Below are 16,480 nucleotides of genomic sequence, written 5' to 3'. Positions count from 1 at the left end.
AGTAGTAGTTAAAAAGACGGCTCCCGATGGGAGCCGTTGATGTTTGTGGGGCACACAAAGGATTACGCCGACACCTTCTCTTCGGCATCCGGCAGTTTCGGCACCAGCACGGTCGGTTTGCTATCAATACGCGTTACCAGCAGCTGGTCGATGCGGTAGTTATCAATATCCACCACTTCAAACTTGAAGCCGGAGAACTTCACCGAGTCGGTACGTTTCGGGATTTTACGCAGCATAAACATCATAAAGCCGCCGATGGTCTCGTAGTTGCCGGACTGCGGGAACTCGTCAATGTCGAGTACGCGCATGACGTCTTCAATCGGCGTACCGCCATCGATGAGCCATGAATTTTCGTCACGCTGAACAATCTGCTCTTCCAGCCCCTGGCCGACCAGGTCGCCCATCAGGGTCGTCATAACGTCGTTGAGGGTGATAATGCCCACCACCAGCGCGTATTCGTTCATGATCACCGCGAAGTCTTCCCCGGCGGTTTTGAAACTTTCCAGCGCTTCGGAGAGCGTCAGGGTGTCCGGCACTATCAGGGTGTTGCGGATCTGCACGCCGCTGTTCAGCGCCAGGCTCTGGTTTGCCAGCACGCGGTTCAGCAGGTCTTTGGAGTCCACATAGCCGATGATATGGTCGATATCTTCGTTACAGACCAGGAACTTGGAGTGCGGGTGCTGCGCCACTTTGGTCTTCAGGCTCTGCTCGTCTTCATGCAGATCGAACCAGATGATGTTTTCACGGCCGGTCATGGAGGACGGCACGGTACGGGATTCCAGTTCGAAAACGTTCTCAATCAGCTCGTGCTCCTGCTTACGCAGCACGCCTGCCAGCGCCCCGGCTTCCACCACCGCATAAATATCGTCGGAGGTGATGTCGTCTTTACGCACCATCGGCAGCTTGAAGATGCGGAAAATGACGTTCGCCAGGCCGTTAAAGAACCACACCAGCGGACGGAAGACATACAGGCAGAAGCGCATCGGGTTGATGATACGCAAAGCCACAGCTTCTGGCGCAATCATACCGATGCGTTTCGGGGTCAGGTCCGCGAATAAAATGAACAAGCCGGTGACCAGGGAGAAGGAGAGGATGAAGCTCAACTGCTCGGCCAGCTCTACGGACATGTACTTAACAAAGAGGCTATAAAACGCCGGAGAAAACGCTGCATCGCCCACGATACCGCCAAGGATGGCGACCGCGTTCAGGCCAATCTGCACCACGGTAAAGAACATGCCGGGGTTTTCCTGCATTTTCAGAATGCGTGATGCGTTGATGTTGCCCTCGTCGGCAAGCAGCTTCAGTTTGATTTTACGGGAGGCAGCCAGCGAGATCTCCGATATCGAGAAAAATGCACTGACGGCAATAAGACAAAGTATTACTAAAATACTGTTTAACATAGTTTATCCGGCTTCTCGCCAGATCCTCAGAAGGGGAGTTGATACCATTCGTGTGAAGACACATTGAACTCAGCTCGTAGCGTTGAGCCGATTATTTCAGCGGTAGTATAGCGTAAAGACGTGTAAACCTGCCAGAGGTCACGTTTTCGGCAAAAAAAGCCGGACCGGCACGGGGCCGATCCGGCGGGAAGGGCTATTTCACGATAGATAAGTTTTCGCCCACAGCCAGGCGTGTGGCATCGCCGCCCCAGACCTGATCGTACTCATAGCCTGTCAGCTGTTTGATGACCACGCGGGTGCTGGCGTCGCAGTCGCGATAGTCGCCACCGAGCTTCCGACGCGCGATCTCCTTGAGCAGCACCTTATGCGTCTCGCGGGTCAGCTTAAATTTGTAGGTCGCGAAGAAGCTCACTGCCAGCAGCGCGGCGGTGGCAAAAATCATCAGGCCAATTATTGCTCCCAGCGCGCTTTCAGGCTGTGCGCCACTGCCTTTCACAAAACCGGACTCCTGCAACACCAGGCCGATAATCATAATCGCAATGGCGACGGTGCTTTTGCGGGTCAACACCATTACGCCAGCGAAAATGCCTTCCCGGCGCTGCTGCGTGACGATCTCGTCGATATCCGGAATAAAGCTATAAATATTCCACGGAATGTAATAGAGGCCGGAACGGGCTGCACCCAGCAGGATGAAGACGGCGGAGAACAGCAGCGTTGGCACCTCTGTTTTGGTGAGATAAACCGTAAACAGGAATGCCAGCACCAGGAAAATGCAGCTATACGAAAGGCGCAGTGCGGCGGAAGGGGTCATGTTCAGCCTGTTGAGTAACAGCATAAATCCGTACGTGCCCGGCACGGAGGCAAACGCCGCAATACTTAGCCAGCCGGACACTGCTGCCGCATCCTGACTCAGGCAATACACCACGTAATAGGTAAAGACTGAACCAAATACGTCCATCGCGGTGAAGGAGAAAATATAAATAAGAATATGCAGGCGGAAAGCGCGAATACGAAAAGAAGAGAAGAGATCCAGCACCAGATATTTGAGGTGATTAATTACTCCGCTGCTGCGCTGGGTATTAACTTTGAAGTCATACTCCTGATGCACATCTTTTGCTTCCCAGGTGCTGTACCAGGTAATAAATACCGCGATGCAAAAGACGCAGGAAAATATCAGTCCGGTTAGCGTGTAGGTAAAGGAATTATCTTTGCCGGTAAATTGCATAATCACGCCCGGAACCGACACCGCAAGAAAACCGCCCAATTGCGAGCAGATCATCCGTACGCCCGACAGGCGGCTGCGCTCTTCATAGCGGTTGGTCATCTCCGCGGCGAGGGTTTCCCACGGCACCAGCACCATCGCTGAAAGCAGTTCGATGGAAAGATAGGTGCCCAGGTAATACCAGTAACCCATGTCCGTCAGCCACAGCAGAGCATAGAGGAACATTAAGGGAGAGCTGAGTAATAAGAAGAAACGGCGACGGCCAAATTTACGCCCAAGCCAGGTGTCGCCGAAATTGTCGGTGATGTAACCCATTATCGGGCTTAATACCGCGTCAATGACGCGGGCAATAGCAAATATAGAGCCGGCTTCCACGACGGATAATCCGCAATAGGTGGTGTAAAAAAATAACAGCCAGGTGCCGATAATGGCGAAAGCGCCTCCGCCAAAGAGGTCGGTTATGCCGTAGCCAAGCGCCACGCCATAACCCACTCTGCGTTCAGTTGGTTTAACCATAATAATATCCAGTGTAGGGTAGATGTAGAGGTTGTATTTTTATTGCACTGCTGGACTACACGTGACGTTCTAATTATTAATATCTATCCATTGTCTTAACTGAGATGACCGATAAAAAGCCTCCACAATCTTGAGTGATTTTCCGGCGGTACAAATATCGGTAAAATCCGTACTCTCCGGGTGATGAATAGCGTGATAAAAACGGCGGATCGCCTGCTGGTGTCCTAATCCCCAGTAACTTTTTGCGGTGCCATCAGGAGAGGCATCGCTTTCCAGGCGAAATCGTTCGCCGGGCGTTATGCGCCAGAGCGTGTTGTCGTTGAGCAGCAGTGAGCCGCGCTCGCAGTGGATCTCCAGACAGAGGGGGGAATCCGTGGTGTGGCAGTTGCTGGCATAAAACAGACCGCGCGCACCGTTGGTAAAGTGAAGCGTGGCCATCGCGCTGTCTTCCCCTTGCGTGACGTCAGCCAGTTCCCCGCTGTCGACTACCCCCTTCAGCCGCGTGACGCCACCCGCAAACCACTGCATCAGATCGAGGGTATGGATCGCCTGGTTGATTAGCAGGCTTCCGCCTTCCGTTGCCAGCTGCCCGCGCCACGGGCTTTCCGTGTAATACGCCCCCGAGCGGGACCAGGTCAGCACAGCTTTGATACTTAACATCTTTCCCAGTACGCCTTCCGCCAGCTCCTTGCGAATGCGCAGGCTGGTCGGATTGAGCCGGTTCTGGTAGCAGACGCCGAGCCTGCCGGGTGCCTGCGCGGTGGCAGAGGCAATGTCGGCAAGCTCGCTGCTGTTCATGCCCACCGGTTTTTCGCAAAAGACATGTTTCCCGGCGGCCAGCGCCGCCAGAATCATGTTTTTGTGCTCGAAGTGGGGCGTGCAGATATGCACCACGTCGATGCTGTCATCCAGCAGCATTTCCCGGTAATCCTGATAAAAGCGGCACTGATAGTTCATCGCCAGCTTCAGTCCTTTGACGCTGTCGATATCGACCAGCGCGCGCAGCGCGACATTGGGGATTTGCCTCAGGGCATTCACATGGCAACTGTGAATAGCCCCGGCACCGATAATCGCCGTGTTCAGGATGTTCATGTCGTCCCCTTAGTCAGCTGCGTTTGCGAGCATTTGTGCTTTCACGCACAGTTCGGCAGCTTTGAAAGCATGCGCCTGAGTCATGGCATTTTCGGTGCGGTGCAGGCAGTCGAGGATCAGTTCGCCAAAGTACGGGAACCCAACCTGCCCGGCCACAGGATAGCGGAACTCGCCCTCGTTATTGACGAGGTAGACGACATCCTGCTCGCCCCGGGTGAGATCGACATATTTACGGATCTCGATATACCCGTCGGTACCGAGCAGCGTCAGGCGACCATCGCCCCAGGTAGAGAGCCCGTCAGGAGTGAACCAGTCACAACGGAAATAGCCGCTGGCGCCGTTTTCTCCTTTGAGCATGGCGTCGCCAAAATCTTCGAATGCGGGATACTGCGGGTGGTTAACGTTGCGCACCTGGCTGGCGACCACGGTGGCGTCGCGGTTGCCGGTATAAAACAGGAACTGCTCGATCTGGTGGCTGCCGATGTCGCACAGGATGCCGCCGAAATAGCGGCGATCGTAGAACCAGTCCGGGCGGCCAGTCCCTTCCCGGTGCGGCCCCATGCCCAGGGTTTGCACCACGCGACCAATGGCGCCTTGCTGTACCAGCTGCCCGGCAAAGACCGCGCTTTCCACGTGCAGACGCTCGCTGTAGTAGACCGCGTATTTTTTCCCGGTTTTCTCCACCATCGCTTTGGCGTCTGCCAGCTGTTCAAGGGTGGTGAGCGGCGCTTTGTCCGTGAAGTAGTCTTTGCCAGCCGTCATCGCCTTCAGCCCCAGCGCACAGCGTTCGGAGGGGATGGCCGCCCCGGCCACCAGGCGCACGTCGCCATCGGCGAGAATAACGTCCAGGGAATCAGCCACCTTCACCTGCGGGTACTGCTGAACAAATGTGTCCACTTTCGCCGGATCGGGATCGTAAACCCACTTCAGCGTGGCACCTGCTTCAATCAGGCCATTACACATTCCGTAGATATGGCCGTGGTCGAGCGCGGCGGCGGCAAATACAAATTCACCCGCCTGCACCACCGGCTGCGGTTTGCCCACCGGCGCGTAGTTCATTCCGTCATTCTTGTTCATGGTTACAGTCCTCGATCCAGATCTTTACCCAGAGGGATAGCGCCCACTTCGCTGAAGTTGGCGACGCTTGCGGATTTTTCATAAAAACGGGGGGCGAGGGCGTTCGTCCCGCCGGTACGGTAAAACGGATCATCGCGGCCAACAGGCAGGGAAACGACACTGCGGGTAATGGCTGATTTATACATCGCAGTAATCAGCTCCAGCGAGCGCTTACCCTGCACGCCGTCCACCAGCGGGGCCGTACCGCGCTCAATGCTCTGAAGCAGGTCGTTAATCTGCCCGGTGTGCAGAGTCCATTCGAGCCTGGGCGTCGCCTGAAAAACGGCGTCAAGCAGGGCTTCTCGCTCAATATCGTTGGTCTCCTGCGGGAAGCCGTTGTCAGCACTCACGCTGGCATAAGCCTGCCATGGGGCGGAGATGCGCGCTTTATCACCCTGGATAATGATCTTCTGATCTTCCCCGTGGTGTACTACCGAGGCGGTAAGCTGGGTGAGTGCGCCGCTGGGGTATTTGAATATCGCGGCGCTAAGGTCTTCCACTTCGGCGTTGTCATGGGCCACGTTGGTCATCATCGCCACCACCTCAGACGGGAAGCCGAGCATCCACTGAATGGCGTCAATATGGTGCACCGCGTGGTTCAGCGTGCAGCCGCCCCCTTCCTTTTCCCACGTGCCGCGCCACCACAGGTCGTAGTAGCAATGTCCGCGCCACCAGAAGGAATCCACCTGCGCATGGCATATTTTTCCGGCGAGGCCGGAATCCAGCGCCGCTTTTAAGCGCCAGAAGGCATCGGTAAAGCGGTTCTGGGCAATAATGGAGAGCGTTTTTCCGCTGGCCTGCTGGGCGGCGATCATCGCATCACACTCCTCCAGCGAGGCGGCCATCGGTTTTTCACACAGCACATGGCAGCCGGCATGAAGCGCATCAATGCTGATCTCCGCATGGACATAGGGCGGGGTGCAGACGTCAACGATATCGATGGGAAGCGCATCCTCCAGCAGCTGCCGGTGGCTGGCGTACACGCGGGCGTCCGTCAGGCCGTAACGCGCTTTTTTCTCTTCCGCTTTCTCCGGATAGATATCAACCAGCGCAACGATCCGGCAGCGCTGTCCAAACTGCAAATAACCCTGAATATGGTTATGGGAGATATTTCCTGTTCCCACAATGGCGACATTTAACATCGATTTTCTCCGGTGTTACCAGGTACCCGCGGCATCCAGCGTGATGCTGGTGGCCCCTTTATCTACAGAGGTGCTGATGCGCTGCTGAAGCAGGCGCAGGTATTGCTTTTCGTTCAGCGGTAGCTCAACCCAGTCGTCCGTCCAGGTGGAGAGGTGCATGGCGTTAGAGAGGGTTAAACCGCGAATGCCGTCCAGACCCGGTGCAATCAACGGCTCGCCGCGCAGCACGGCGGCGCAGAAGTTGGCGGTGATGACGTGGTGCTCGCTGTATTCCGGGGCAACAGGGACAGAAACCTCCCAGCATTCCGGCTCACCGAAGCCATTCTGCCAGCGAGCGTTAAACTCGGTTTCCGATTCGCGCAGCCGCCAGTAGCGCAGTTTGCCCTCGTCGACGACCACTTTGCCGCGATCGCCGACAATCTCCAGGCGGTTGGTACCCGGTGTTTCCGCGACGGTGGTAATGAACACGCCGGTCGCGCCACTGGCATATTCGGCGTAGGCTGTCACCTCGTCTTCCACTTCGATATCGCGATGCTTACCGAACTGGCAAAACGCGCGCAGACGAACCGGCATGCCCACCAGCCACTGCCAGAGATCGAGCTGGTGCGGGTCCTGGTTGAGCAGCACGCCGCCGCCTTCCCCTTTCCAGGTGGCGCGCCAGCCGCCGGAGTTGTAGTAACTCTGCGAGCGATACCAGTTGGTGATGATCCAGTTGGAGCGGCGGATCTCGCCCAGCTCGCCGCTGTCGATCAGATCTTTCACTTTCTGATACAGCGGGTTGGGCCGCTGGTTATACATGATGCCGAACACCACGTCGCACTCCCGGGCGCAGGCGTTCATCTCCTGGACCTGCGCGGTGTAGACGCCTGCTGGCTTCTCACACAGGGTATGAATGCCGTGGCGCATCGCCAGCATCGACAGGTGCGGGTGATCGTAATGCGGCGTGGCGACAATGACCGCATCGATAAGCCCGCTCTGGAGCATCTCCTGCGCATCACTGAACAGCGGAATGCCGCCAACCAGCTGCCGAATGGCCGGATGCTTTTCCGGCGCGTTATCGCACACCGCCGTAAGGCAGGCGTCGCTGACGGTTCCGGCCATTAAATAGCGTGCGTGGACCGTACCGATATTACCTATACCAATAATGCCAAAACGTACCTTCTCCATGTCTCACCTTAATTTCAGCCAAAAAGCGTGATGACCGAAAAATAGGAAAGGCGAGACGTAGCGACAATGTGTTTTTGTGAGAATACTCGCAAGGTGAATAAGTAAACTCCAACCATTTTGAAATTTGGTTTTAAAATCAAAGCGCTGTTTCTGCAAATATTTGCAAAAACTGATTGAGAGCGAGGTCACACTATGCCGGGCAAGTTAAAAATGGAGGAGATCGCATCCCTGACGGGATATTCCGTGAGCACGGTTTCCAGGGTGTTGAGCGGCAAGTCTTATACCAGCGATAAGGCCCGGGAAGCCATTGTCCGCATCGCACGGGAGCTTGGCGTGCTGGAGTCGATGGCGAGCGGACGGCTTTTAATTAACGGAATCGCTGTATTTGCGCCTGAAAGAACGTTTCAGGGGCGTGGGGATATTTTTTATCTGGAAGTGACCAAAGGCATTGCGGAAGCCAGCGCGCCACATAATGTCTGGATCAGTTATTGCGGATTAGAGGAACAAAATGCGGACGTGAAATTATTTATGGAAAAGGCAAGCCATAAAAATATTAACGCAATAATTATCATTGGTACGGATGATTCCACCATATTTAAGCTGGCCAGCACGCTGAATAAACCCTGTGTATTAATTAATTCCGTCGACCGGGACCGGGTGCTGGATTCGGTTTCGCCCGATCATCGCGCAATCGGCTTTACCACGATGCAATATCTTTTCGAGCAGGGGCATCGCCGGGTGCTGACCATCACCTGTTTACGCCGGGACACGCTCTATGCCCGGCTGGATGGAATTAAAGAAGCGTACCGGCATTTTCATGTGGCGTTTGAGCCGCAGCGGGATTTACTGGTCACGGAGTGGTTTACCGCTGAAGAGGCTGAGCGCGAGCTGGATGCGTGGCTGTTACGTCACGACAGAGCGCAGTGGCCTGAGGTCATTTTTCCCAACAGCACCAGCATGACCGAGGGTGTGCTGAAGGCGTTACAGCGGCATGGGCTGCGCGTGCCGGAAGACATCTCCATCATCACCACCGATTTTGCGTGGAATTTAGCAAACCGGCTTGAAAAGCCCATTACGGGGATCACGGTGCCCTGTCGGGATTTGGGTATAGAAGCGGTGCATTTGCTGCAAACGCGGCTCAACCGACCACAGGCGCCAGTGTTTAACCTGCTGTTGCAGGGGAAAGTCATTGATTACGGTTCGGTGAGTAATGCCACGCGCCACGCGGCTCGCGTGGCGCTGTTGCAGTAATCAGGCCTGCTGGGGAGGCAGGCAAACGCCAATGCCGCCGATACCGCAGTAGCCGTACGGATTTTTATGCAGGTACTGCTGGTGGTCGTCTTCGGCATAGTAGAACGGTTTCGCGGTAGCGATTTCCGTCGTGACCTGACGTTTATCACCGGCCGCCTGCATCGCTTCCTGGAAACGCGTCAGGCTGGCGTGGGCGGCGGCCTCCTGCTCTGGGGTGAGCGGATAGATGGCCGAACGGTATTGGGTGCCGTGATCGTTACCCTGACGCATGCCCTGCGCCGGGTCATGGTTTTCCCAGAACACCTGGAGCAGCTGTTCATAGCTAATGACGCTCGGGTCATACACCACACGCACCGCTTCAGCATGACCGGTCTCACCGGAACAGACTTCGCGGTAGGTTGGGTTAGGCGTATATCCTCCGGTGTAGCCCGCAGCGGTGCTGTACACGCCCGGCAGTTGCCAGAACAGGCGTTCTACGCCCCAGAAGCAGCCCATGGCAAACAGGGCGATCTCCATTCCATCAGGAACGTTTGTCATTGAATGGTTGTTTACGGCGTGTAATGTCGCCACTGGCATAGGGGTGTTGCGTCCCGGTAACGCATCGGCTTGTGATACCAGATGCTTTTTATCAAATAAACTCACGGTGGGGCCTCCGGGGTAGCGTTGTTTCGGTTAAGGTTGTCACGAAGCGTTTAATTGAACACAATAAATGCGATGAATGAGTCTAGATTTAATCATAAGAAATATTTGGGTGTTACACCCTTTTTCAACCCGTAATTTGGGTTTTTGGCTTTCAGGCCGTATTTTGCCGCGGAGCGGCACTGCATTTGCTTCCAGGGTGGAAACAGGGATATTCAGGAGAAAACGTGACAAAGATCCGCCAGTTATGTTTAGTCAGTTTAATGCTGACCAGCGGGATTGCCAGCGCGGCGAATGTCCGTTTGCAGGTTGAGGGGTTATCCGGGGCGCTGGAAAAAAACGTGCGTGCGCAGCTTTCTACCATCCAGAGCGATGAGGTCACGCCGGATCGGCGTTTTCGCGCGCGCGTGGATGACGCCATCCGCGAAGGCTTAAAGGCGTTGGGGTACTATGAACCCACCATCGATTTCGATTTACGCCCGCCGCCGGCGAAAGGACGCCAGGTGTTGATTGCCCGCGTCTCGCCGGGCGAACCCGTCCTGATTGGCGGCACGAACGTGGTGCTGCGCGGCGGTGCGCGCACCGATCGGGACTACCTGGATCTGCTCAGCACCCGTCCGAAAGTGGGCACCGTGCTCAATCACGGGGATTACGATCGTTTTAAAAAATCCTTAACCAGCGTTTCGCTGCGCAAAGGCTACTTCGACAGCCGGTTCAACAAAAGCCAGCTGGGCGTTGCGCTTGAGCGACGTCAGGCATTCTGGGATATCGATTACGACAGCGGCGAGCGCTACCGGTTTGGCGATGTGACCTTCGAAGGATCGCAAATCCGTGACGAGTATCTGCAAAATCTGGTGCCGTTTAAAAAGGGCGACTACTACCAGTCCAGCGACCTGGGCGAGCTGAACCGTCGTTTGTCCGCGACGGGCTGGTTTAACTCCGTGGTGGTAGCGCCGGAATTTGATAAATCCCGTAAAACGAAAGTGTTACCGCTGCATGGCGTGGTCTCTCCGCGCACCGAGAACACCATTGAGACCGGTGTTGGCTACTCCACGGACGTCGGCCCGCGCGTGAAAGCCTCATGGAAAAAACCGTGGATGAACTCCTACGGCCACAGCCTGACCACCAGCGTCAGCCTGTCTGCGCCTGAACAGCAGCTGGACTTCAGCTATAAAATGCCGCTGCTGAAAAATCCGCTTGAGCAATACTACCTCGTGCAGGGCGGCTTTAAGCGTACCGATTTGAACGATACCGAGCAGGACTCGACGACGCTTGCGGTATCACGCTTCTGGGATCTCTCCAGCGGCTGGCAGCGCGCCATTAACCTGCGCTGGAGCCTCGACCACTTTACCCAGGCAAACGTCACCAACACCACCATGCTGCTTTATCCGGGCGTGATGATCAGCCGTACCCGCTCGCGCGGTGGCCTGATGCCGACCTGGGGCGATTCTCAGCGCTACTCCATCGATTACTCCAACACCGCCTGGGGCTCCGACGTAGACTTCTCCGTCTTTCAGGCGCAAAACGTCTGGATCCGCACGCTGTACGACAAACACCGCTTTGTGATGCGCGGTAATCTCGGCTGGATCGAAACCGGTGATTTCGAACGCGTCCCGCCGGATCTGCGCTTCTTCGCCGGGGGCGACCGCAGCATTCGCGGGTATAAGTACAAATCGATCTCACCTGAAAACGACAAAGGCCAGTTGACCGGGGCGTCAAAACTGGCGACTGGCTCGCTGGAGTACCAGTACAACGTCAGCGGCAAGTGGTGGGGAGCGATGTTCGTTGACGGCGGTGAAGCGGTGAACGATATCCGCCGCAGCGATTTCAAAACCGGCGCGGGCGTAGGCGTGCGCTGGCAGTCACCGGTCGGGCCCATCAAGCTCGATTTCGCCGTTCCGGTGGGCGACAAAGACGAACACGGTTTACAGTTTTACATCGGTCTGGGGCCTGAATTATGAGTTTATGGAAGAAGATAAGCCTCGGGGTGCTGATTTTTATCGTATTACTGCTCGGTACGGTGGCGTTTCTGGTGGGCACCACCACGGGCCTGCATTTGCTGTTTAACGCCGCGAACCGCTGGGTGCCGGGGCTGGAAATCGGCCAGGTCACGGGCGGCTGGCGCGATCTGCGCCTGAAGAATATCCGTTATGAACAGCCCGGTGTGGCGGTGAACGCGGGCGAGTTTCATCTGGCGGTCAAGCTCGGCTGCCTGCGGGACAGCCAGCTGTGCGTAAACGATCTGTCGCTAAAAGACGTTAACGTGGCGATAGATTCCAAAAAAATGCCGAAGTCCGAGCCTGTCGAAGAAGAGGACAGCGGCCCGCTGAACCTCTCCACGCCGTACCCGATTGCGCTTTACCGGGTCGCACTGGATAATGTGAATATCAAAATCGACGACACGACGGTATCCGTGATGGATTTCACCTCCGGTCTGCGCTGGCAGGAGAAAAACCTCACCCTGACCCCAACCTCCCTGCAAGGGCTGCTGATTGCGCTACCGAAGGTGGCCGACGTGGCGCAGGAAGAGATCGTCGAGCCGAAGATCCAGAACCCGCAGCCGGAAGAAAAACCGCTGGGCGAAACGCTGAAAGATCTCTTCTCGAAACCGGTTCTGCCGGAGATGACCGACGTGCATCTGCCGCTGAACCTCAATATCGAAGAGTTTAAGGGCGAGCAGTTGCGTCTGACCGGCGATACCGATCTGACGGTCTTCAACATGCTGCTTAAAGTCAGCAGTATCGACGGCAACATGAAGCTCGACGCGCTGGATATTGATACTAACCAGGGGTCGGTCAACGCCTCAGGCAATGCGCTGCTGCGCGACAACTGGCCGGTAGATATTACGTTGAACAGCGCCCTGAACATCGATCCGCTGAAAGGCGAAAAGGTGAAGGTGAAAGTCGGCGGCGCGCTGCGCGAGAAGCTGGAGTTCGGCGTGAACCTCTCCGGACCGGTGGATATGGTGCTGCGCGGGCAAATCCAGCTGGCAGAGGCCGGTTTACCGCTCAACCTTGAGGTTGTCAGCAAGCAGCTTTACTGGCCGTTCACCGGCGAAAAACAGTTCCAGGCTGACGATCTGAAGCTTAAGCTGAGTGGCAAAATGACCGACTACACGCTGTCGTTCCGCACGGCAGTGAAGGGGCAGGGGGTACCGCCCGCCGATATCACCCTGGATGCGAAGGGTAACGAGTTGCAGGTTAACCTCGACAAGCTGACCGTGGCGGCGCTGGAAGGAAAAACCGAGCTGACCGCGCTGCTCGACTGGCAGCAGGCGATCAGCTGGCGCGGCGAGCTGAAGCTGACCGGGATCAACACCGCTAAAGAGGTCCCGGACTGGCCGTCAAAACTGGATGGCCTGATCAAAACCCGCGGTAGCCTGTACGGTGGCACCTGGCAGATGGACGTGCCGGAACTCAAGCTCACCGGCAACGTGAAGCAGAACAAAGTCAACGTAGAGGGCTCGCTTAAGGGCAACAGCTATCTCCAGTGGGTGATCCCGGGCCTGCACGTGGCGCTGGGTCGCAACACGGCGGATATCAAAGGCGAGCTGGGCGTGAAAGACCTCAATCTGGATGCCACCATCGACGCGCCAAATCTCGATAACGCCCTGCCGGGTCTTGGCGGCACGGCGAAGGGGTTAGTGAAGGTTCGCGGTACGGTGGAGGCGCCGCAGCTGCTGGCGGACATCACCGCCAATAACCTGCGCTGGCAGGAACTTTCTATTGCCCGCGTGCGTGTCGAGGGAGACGTGAAATCCACCGATCAGATCGGCGGAAACCTGGATCTGCGCGTGGAGCGTATCTCTCAGCCGGACGTGAACATCAGTCTGGTCACGCTGGCGGCAAAAGGTAACGAAAAGCAGCACGATCTCCAGCTACGCGTGCAGGGCGAGCCGGTCTCCGGGCAGCTGCACCTGACGGGCAGTTTTGACCGCCAGGCGACGCGCTGGAAAGGCGTGCTGGATAACACCCGCTTCAGCACGCCGGTCGGCCCGCTGGTGCTGTCGCGGTCTGTCGCGCTGGATTACCGCAACGCGGAGCAAAAGATCAGCATTGGGCCACACTGCTGGACCAACCCGAATGCTGAGCTGTGCGTGCCGCAGACCATTGATGCGGGCGCGGAAGGACGCGCGCAGATCAACCTCAACCGTTTCGACCTGGCGATGCTGAAACCGTTTATGCCGGAAACCACCCAGGCCAGCGGGGTCTTCAGCGGCAAAGCGGACGTCGCGTGGGACACCACCAAAGAGGGACTGCCGCAGGGCAGCGTTACCCTCTCCGGACGTAACGTGAAGGTGACGCAGGAGGTCAATGACGCGCCGCTGCCGGTGGCGTTCGACACCCTGAATGTGAACGCTGACCTGCGTAACAATCGTGCGGAACTGGGATGGCTGATCCGCCTGACCAACAACGGTCAGTTTGACGGACAGGTGCAAATTACCGATCCGCAAGGGCGGCGCAATCTCGGCGGCAACGTCAATATTCGCAACTTCAACCTGGCGATGGTGAATCCGATCTTCTCGCGGGGAGAAAAGGCGGCGGGGATGCTCAGCGCCAACCTGCGTCTGGCGGGGGATGCGCAAAGCCCACAGCTGTTTGGCCAGATGCGGTTAAACGGCGTGGACATTGACGGTAACTTTATGCCGTTCGATATGCAGCCAAGCCAGCTGGCGATGAACTTTAACGGCCAAAGCTCAACCCTCAGTGGCTCAGTACTGACGCAGCAGGGACAAATCAACCTGAGCGGTGACGCAGACTGGAGCCAGCTCGACAACTGGCGCGCCCGTATTGCGGCCAAGGGCAGCAGGGTGCGTATCACGGTACCGCCGATGGTGCGCCTGGACGTGTCGCCAGACGTGGTCTTTGAGGCAACGCCGAGTCTCTTCACCCTGGACGGCCGTGTTGACGTACCGTGGGCGCGCATCGTGGTTCACGAGGTGCCGGAAAGCGCGGTTGGCGTCTCCAGTGACGAAGTTATGCTCAATGAAAATCTGAAACCTGTTGAACAGAAGAGCGCTGGCATACCGATCAATAGTAATCTTATCGTGCACGTGGGGAATAACGTGCGTTTGGACGCGTTTGGGCTGAAGGCGAGACTCACGGGTGACCTGAAAGTGGCGCAGGATCAACAGGGACTTGGCCTCAATGGACAAATCAATATTCCTGAAGGGCGCTTCCATGCCTACGGTCAGGATTTGATTGTGCGTAAAGGCGAGCTGCTGTTCTCCGGTCCACCGGATCAGCCAGTACTCAATATCGAAGCGATCCGTAACCCGGAAGCCACCGAAGATGATGTGATTGCAGGCGTGCGCGTGACGGGCTCCGCCGATGAACCTAAGGCAGAGATCTTCTCTGACCCGGCCATGTCGCAACAGGAAGCGCTCTCTTACCTCCTTCGCGGCCAGGGTCTGGATAGCCAACAGGGCGATGGTGCGGCAATGACATCAATGTTAGTCGGTCTGGGGGTTGCACAAAGTGGTCAGGTTGTGGGTAAAATCGGCGAGACGTTTGGCGTAAGCAATCTGGCGCTGGACACTCAGGGCGTGGGTGACTCTTCGCAGGTAGTGGTCAGCGGCTATGTACTGCCGGGTCTACAGGTAAAATATGGCGTGGGGATCTTTGACTCACTGGCTACACTCACGTTACGTTATCGCCTGATGCCTAAGCTATATCTGGAAGCAGTGTCCGGCGTAGACCAGGCACTTGATCTGCTCTATCAGTTTGAGTTTTAGCAATGCGAATATTTGTTTACGGCAGTTTACGAACCAGGCAAGGCAACAGCCACTGGATGACCAACGCCCAGTTGCTGGGAAATTACACAATCGAAAACTACCAGTTGTACAGTCTGGGCCACTATCCAGGCGCGGTTCCGGGGAACGGAACGGTACAGGGTGAGGTTTATCGTATTGATAATGCCACGCTGGCCGAACTTGATGCCTTGCGCACCAGGGGCGGTGAATACGCTCGCCAGTTGATCCAGACGCCTTACGGCAGTGCATGGATGTACGTGTACCAACGTTCGGTCGACGGGTTAACGTTGATTGAAAGCGGTAACTGGTTAGACAGAGACCAGTTCTGAAAAACGACAACGCCACCGTAAAGGTGGCGTTGTCGTTTTGCGCCTCTTGCTGATTGTAGGCCCGTGCAAGCGTAGCGCCGCCGGGCGAAACTCTCCAGGCACAAAAAAGCCCCGACGCGCGGGGCTTAGTCTCAGCAGTAAGAATTACTTCTTAGCAGCACGTTCGAAAGAGGCGATGATTTCTGCTTTCGCCGCTTCTGCGTTATCCCAGCCTTCAACTTTAACCCATTTGCCTTTTTCGAGATCTTTGTAGTGCTCGAAGAAGTGGGCGATCTGCGCTTTCAGCAGCTCTGGCAGGTCGTTCACATCTTTAATGTGATCGTACTCTTTGCTCAGCTTGGTGTGCGGTACGGCAACCAGTTTCGCATCTTCACCCGCTTCGTCAGTCATTTTCAGCACGCCAACAGGACGGCAGCGAATGACGGAGCCTGGCTGCAATGGATATGGCGTTGGGACCAGTACGTCAACCGGGTCACCGTCCAGAGACAGAGTGTGGTTGATGTAGCCGTAGTTGCACGGATAGAACATGGCGGTAGACATGAAACGGTCGACGAACAGCGCACCGGTGTCTTTGTCGATTTCGTATTTGATTGGATCTGCGTTGGCCGGGATTTCGATCACAACGTAGATGTCTTCTGGCAGTTCTTTACCCGCAGGGACGTTGAGTAAGCTCATGTCGGTGTCCTTTAAAATGGATGGTAAACAAGTGGCAGGTATTATAGCCAACTGGCGCTGAAAGTCTCCGCCTGTTTTCGTCTTCTCTCCCTCGCGCCTTCACTTTTCAGACCGTTTCCATGACAGGATAATCCATAAACTCAGCCGCATTTTAAATGTTGAAATGAAAGCGATTACAA

At 56.2% G+C, this 16,480-nt stretch carries 12 protein-coding genes; 4 read left to right on the top strand and 8 right to left on the bottom strand.

Features of this window, described 5'->3' with window-relative positions:
• Positions 1-62 precede the first annotated feature (62 nt).
• The 6 genes from SK54_RS21095 to SK54_RS21070 form a co-directional block, all read right to left on the bottom strand.
• Positions 63-1,400 carry a polyamine export protein PaeA gene (locus tag SK54_RS21095; protein ID WP_006810357.1) on the bottom strand — a complete coding sequence of 446 codons (1,338 nt, stop codon included), beginning with the start codon at positions 1,398-1,400 and terminating at the stop codon, positions 63-65.
• A 193-nt stretch (positions 1,401-1,593) separates the two neighbouring features.
• On the bottom strand, positions 1,594-3,138 hold the full coding sequence (locus tag SK54_RS21090; protein WP_048247912.1) for an MFS transporter: 1,545 nt from the start codon (positions 3,136-3,138) through the stop codon (positions 1,594-1,596).
• A gap of 69 nt (positions 3,139-3,207) precedes the next feature.
• Positions 3,208-4,230 (bottom strand): Gfo/Idh/MocA family protein, encoded by a 1,023-nt coding sequence (locus SK54_RS21085; RefSeq protein WP_048247910.1) that lies wholly within the window; start codon positions 4,228-4,230, stop codon positions 3,208-3,210.
• Positions 4,231-4,239: 9 nt separating this feature from the next.
• Positions 4,240-5,307 (bottom strand): Gfo/Idh/MocA family protein, encoded by a 1,068-nt coding sequence (locus SK54_RS21080; RefSeq protein ID WP_017383930.1) that lies wholly within the window; start codon positions 5,305-5,307, stop codon positions 4,240-4,242.
• A 2-nt stretch (positions 5,308-5,309) separates the two neighbouring features.
• Positions 5,310-6,488: a Gfo/Idh/MocA family protein gene (locus SK54_RS21075; protein WP_017383929.1), complete on the bottom strand. Its 1,179-nt coding sequence runs from the start codon at positions 6,486-6,488 to the stop codon at positions 5,310-5,312.
• A 15-nt stretch (positions 6,489-6,503) separates the two neighbouring features.
• Complete coding sequence (locus tag SK54_RS21070) at positions 6,504-7,655, bottom strand: Gfo/Idh/MocA family protein (RefSeq protein ID WP_048247908.1); 1,152 nt, start codon at positions 7,653-7,655, stop codon at positions 6,504-6,506.
• Between the two features lie 192 nt (positions 7,656-7,847).
• Here SK54_RS21070 and SK54_RS21065 point away from each other — a divergent pair, with 192 nt between their 5' ends.
• On the top strand, positions 7,848-8,906 hold the full coding sequence (locus SK54_RS21065) for a LacI family DNA-binding transcriptional regulator (protein ID WP_039271936.1): 1,059 nt from the start codon (positions 7,848-7,850) through the stop codon (positions 8,904-8,906).
• Here SK54_RS21065 and msrA read toward each other — a convergent pair whose 3' ends face one another.
• Positions 8,907-9,548: a peptide-methionine (S)-S-oxide reductase MsrA gene (msrA, locus tag SK54_RS21060; protein WP_006810351.1), complete on the bottom strand. Its 642-nt coding sequence runs from the start codon at positions 9,546-9,548 to the stop codon at positions 8,907-8,909. It lies immediately after the preceding gene.
• Positions 9,549-9,772: 224 nt separating this feature from the next.
• Between msrA and tamA the strand changes: the two genes are divergently transcribed.
• From tamA to SK54_RS21045, 3 genes are read left to right on the top strand one after another with little or no spacing between them, the layout of a single operon-like run.
• Positions 9,773-11,506 (top strand): autotransporter assembly complex protein TamA, encoded by a 1,734-nt coding sequence (gene tamA, locus SK54_RS21055; RefSeq protein ID WP_017694656.1) that lies wholly within the window; start codon positions 9,773-9,775, stop codon positions 11,504-11,506.
• Complete coding sequence (gene tamB, locus SK54_RS21050) at positions 11,503-15,279, top strand: autotransporter assembly complex protein TamB (RefSeq protein ID WP_047364831.1); 3,777 nt, start codon at positions 11,503-11,505, stop codon at positions 15,277-15,279. The genes tamA and tamB overlap by 4 nt, the downstream gene beginning before the upstream one ends.
• Before the next feature lie 2 nt (positions 15,280-15,281).
• A complete protein-coding gene (locus SK54_RS21045) occupies positions 15,282-15,626 on the top strand; it encodes a gamma-glutamylcyclotransferase family protein (protein ID WP_017383925.1) in 345 nt (114 codons plus the stop codon).
• 144 nt (positions 15,627-15,770) lie between these two features.
• Here SK54_RS21045 and ppa read toward each other — a convergent pair whose 3' ends face one another.
• Positions 15,771-16,301 carry an inorganic diphosphatase gene (gene ppa / locus SK54_RS21040; protein WP_006810347.1) on the bottom strand — a complete coding sequence of 177 codons (531 nt, stop codon included), beginning with the start codon at positions 16,299-16,301 and terminating at the stop codon, positions 15,771-15,773.
• Positions 16,302-16,480: the final 179 nt, after the last annotated feature.

The sequence above is a fragment of the Enterobacter sp. MGH120 genome (genome assembly GCF_001037725.1).
GTDB classification, from domain to species: Bacteria; Pseudomonadota; Gammaproteobacteria; order Enterobacterales; family Enterobacteriaceae; genus Enterobacter; species Enterobacter hormaechei_C.
This window is presented reverse-complemented; position numbering and strand designations above follow the sequence as displayed.

Coding starts and splice junctions, on each gene's coding strand:
- SK54_RS21070 (WP_048247908.1), bottom strand. CDS start 7,655: ATGGAGAAGGTACGTTTTGGCATTATTGGTATAGGTAATATCGGTACG.
- tamB (WP_047364831.1), top strand. CDS start 11,503: ATGAGTTTATGGAAGAAGATAAGCCTCGGGGTGCTGATTTTTATCGTA.
- SK54_RS21095 (WP_006810357.1), bottom strand. CDS start 1,400: ATGTTAAACAGTATTTTAGTAATACTTTGTCTTATTGCCGTCAGTGCA.
- ppa (WP_006810347.1), bottom strand. CDS start 16,301: ATGAGCTTACTCAACGTCCCTGCGGGTAAAGAACTGCCAGAAGACATC.
- SK54_RS21090 (WP_048247912.1), bottom strand. CDS start 3,138: ATGGTTAAACCAACTGAACGCAGAGTGGGTTATGGCGTGGCGCTTGGC.
- SK54_RS21085 (WP_048247910.1), bottom strand. CDS start 4,230: ATGAACATCCTGAACACGGCGATTATCGGTGCCGGGGCTATTCACAGT.
- SK54_RS21080 (WP_017383930.1), bottom strand. CDS start 5,307: ATGAACAAGAATGACGGAATGAACTACGCGCCGGTGGGCAAACCGCAG.
- SK54_RS21075 (WP_017383929.1), bottom strand. CDS start 6,488: ATGTTAAATGTCGCCATTGTGGGAACAGGAAATATCTCCCATAACCAT.
- SK54_RS21065 (WP_039271936.1), top strand. CDS start 7,848: ATGCCGGGCAAGTTAAAAATGGAGGAGATCGCATCCCTGACGGGATAT.
- SK54_RS21045 (WP_017383925.1), top strand. CDS start 15,282: ATGCGAATATTTGTTTACGGCAGTTTACGAACCAGGCAAGGCAACAGC.